This window comes from bacterium (assembly GCA_024224155.1).
Taxonomy (GTDB): domain Bacteria; phylum Acidobacteriota; class Thermoanaerobaculia; order Multivoradales; family JAHEKO01; genus CALZIK01.
Genome location: JAAENP010000235.1, coordinates 1 through 2,955 on the forward strand (window position 1 = coordinate 1; position 2,955 = coordinate 2,955).

Here is a 2,955-nt window from a genome sequence, read left to right on the forward strand (position 1 = left end):
CGGCAGAACGATTTGATCGCTCCGAGTCGGACGTTTCGGGTAGCTCTGGTGTTGTTCCGAGTCGCTTCGAGGTACTCCAGGAAGCGGGCGACCAGTAGGGCGTCGATGTCCTCTAGTGAAAGATCTGAAGGAGCTCTCCTGAGCTCCTGGCTGGCGAAGGTGAAGAGCAGTTGGAAGCTGAGAGCGTAGCTGTCGCGCGTGTGTTCGCTTGCTCCCCGTTGCCCGACAAGGTGATCCCGCAGGAACGCAGTGATGTAGGGCGCGATCGGCGTCATACTCCCTCCCTCATGTGAAATGCTTCGCATGCCGCCGAGATATCCTGCATGAGGTGAGGAGTCACCTCCAGGTACCAATATGTACACTTGACGGAGGCGTGGCCCATGTAGGTGGACAGCGCGAGCATGTGTTGGCCGACGTCGTCACGTCCCTCCGGGCAGGCTTCCAGTGCCCGAACCGCGAAGCTGTGACGAAGATCCTGGATGCGAGGACGACGATCTCCAGCGGCACGGAGCAGGTCGCTCGATCTCAGGAGGCGCAGAAAGGTCGAGTAGACGGTTTGCCGAGCGAGAGCTCGTCCATTGTTGCTGACGAAGACATGATCGTCGGTTGTCAGAAGGCGCCTCCGCTGAACGATATAGCCATCCAATCCAGCGGCGGCCGTCTCGTGGAGGGGAACGAGGCGGATCTTCTGGCACTTGGCTTTGCGAATGATCAGTCCATCCTTTGTCACATCTTCGAATCGCAGCCCGCGACCTTCGGAGAGCCGTAGGCCTGTTACGGCGAGTAGGGCGAAGAATGTGCTGTACGTATGTGGGCGGAGTGAATTCGTTGGGCGAAGACGAGCTGCCGCCCCAAGCAATCGCTCGATGTCCTCTTTGGAGTAGATGAAGGGCAGGCGGCGTTTCTTCCGGTAGCCGAAAACCCCACTCGGAGGCACCTCGTGGCCTGCGTCTTCGAGATGGGCATGGCGGGCCAATCGCACCACGGTTTTCAGGCGTGTGTCGCGCTGCGCAGGCGATGGCCCATCCCTGCCCACTCAATGGCGGTTAATGTGCGCACGTGCGTTTCACCTCTCTTCACGGCGAAACGCGCGAAGCTACGCAGCAGGTACTCCTGTCCAGAAAGATCGAATCCTGCGGCTCGACGGACGGCAAGGTAGGAGTCGACCGCGATCATCATCTCAGCATCTCCGGCCAGGGCTGGGCGACGCTCTCGAGAAGGTCCCGGTCCACCTTTGCGTAGTAGTGCGCGGTTGTCTCAATGGAGCTGTGTCGAAGAAGGGAGCCGATCTCATAGAGGGAAACGCCCTGCCGTAGCATTTCTCTCGCTGCTGTATGCCGCAGGACGTGAGCGCCCGTGACTGGAGCTGTCACGCCAGCTCGCCGCATGACGCTTTTGACGACCGACGACACAGCGTCTCCTCGGCGGAACGGCCCGATGGGAGCAATCACGCGAAGGAAAGCCCGGTCCGTGTTGGCTGCTGGTCTGCGCTCGAGGTAGGACAGCAAGGCATCTCCCACCTCTTGCGGGAGGGGGAGCCGCACCTCTCTTCTCGACTTCCCAGAGACGACGAGGCTGCCGTCCTTCCAATCGATGTCGGTGAGCCTCAGTTCAGCAACGTCTCCGGCGCGTAGACCGAGCCGAACCAGAAGGAGGATAATTGCCCGATCACGAATTCTCGCCACCGACTCGCCATCGCATGCAGCGAGGAGCTGAGCGACTTCGGAGGCAGAAAGACCCCGGGGCAGGCTTGCCAGTCGCCACCCGGCCAACGTCGGCACAGCCGGCTCCAGCCCCGTACGACACAGTCCTTGAACGATAAGAAACCGCAAGAACGCTCGTAACGAGGCGGCGAGAGCCTGTGCTGACCGCTGGCTGGACGTACGATGGCGCATGGCGAAGAACTCGCGAATTCCTCGCGCGTCGTAAAGGCTCGGGTCGTCTCCAAGGCACCTCTGGAAGTCTGCGGCTCGGCGGCAATGTTGCCGACGAGTATGCGCTGAGACGCCGCGGTGTCGCTGCAGCCAGTGACCAAATGAGTCGATCAGAGGCGGATCCGGTTCTGCTTGCTTTGCTATGCCACCGGCGATGACCCCGACCTCCCGAAGATGATCCACAAACAGCTTTGCGCCGCAGAACGCATGGGGATTCACCTTCCCACTGAAGGGCCGCGGGCACCTGCAACGAAGCAGGTGCTGGCGGTACGAATCAAGCGTTACATCGGAGACGCCCTCCAGCGCGATGGCCTGGCGTTCAACGAAGTGCCCCAGATGCGCAGCCGATCTGAGGTATGTCAGAGCGGTCCAGCGCGAATACCCTTTTTCCTTGAGCTCCTCGGCAAAATCGTCGAGGTACGGACCGAAGGTGCCATTGCGCAAGCGTCTAAGGGTCTTGGGAGCTACGAAGTAAGAATCCAGCATCGCGTCCTCTAAGATCATTGGACGCTGTAGGATCGGATCGGTTAATGGGGAGTATTTATCAGCCGCCGCCTAGCCAGCGTAAGTGACAAGTTTTCTGCTCTCCATTACCAAAAGCTCCCCATAACGCAGGAGTTGTACAGCGGGACCTCGGTCCCACATTGGTCACAAATCCAGAGGTGGCCGCCCAGCGCTTCGGTCCGACACAACTCAATAGCACGCATGACGCGCCGCTGCTGGTACGTCAGGTCATGGGTCTCCCGATAGTCTTCGCCGTAGCGCCGGAAGATCTCGGCCAGCTCGAGGGAGGTGGCACCCATCGGCGTCTTGCCCTCAGCGCTGTCGCGTCGGCGGCAATGGCGGCAGCTGATCCAGTGGGCTGCGAACGGCCTTGGCGCACTCGGGCGCGAGCTTGAGATAGATCAGCGTTGACTGAATCGAGGAATGGCCGAGAAGCTCCTGGATATACTTGAGGTTGACACCGGCCTCGAGTAGATGGACCGCGAAGCTGTGGCGAAGAGAATGTGGCGTCGCTGGC

The 2,955-nt window shown here is 60.5% G+C and carries 3 protein-coding genes and 2 pseudogenes; all 5 read right to left on the bottom strand.

Annotated features, from left to right (window positions below; all coding sequences use genetic code 11):
• On the bottom strand, positions 1-275 hold a 275-nt coding region (locus GY769_12620), incomplete at its 3' end, for a site-specific integrase (GenBank protein MCP4202765.1).
• Positions 272-1,179 (bottom strand): annotated as a pseudogene (locus GY769_12625) (tyrosine-type recombinase/integrase). The pseudogene GY769_12625 and the gene GY769_12620, both read right to left, overlap by 4 nt.
• Positions 1,176-2,420, bottom strand: a complete 1,245-nt coding sequence (locus GY769_12630; protein MCP4202766.1) for a tyrosine-type recombinase/integrase — start codon at positions 2,418-2,420, stop codon at positions 1,176-1,178. The pseudogene GY769_12625 and the gene GY769_12630 overlap by 4 nt, the downstream one beginning before the upstream one ends.
• Positions 2,421-2,572: 152 nt before the next feature.
• A pseudogene (locus tag GY769_12635) lies at positions 2,573-2,737 on the bottom strand (IS91 family transposase).
• Between the two features lie 13 nt (positions 2,738-2,750).
• Positions 2,751-2,955 (bottom strand): tyrosine-type recombinase/integrase (locus GY769_12640; protein ID MCP4202767.1); only part of this gene is annotated, 205 nt, incomplete at its 5' end.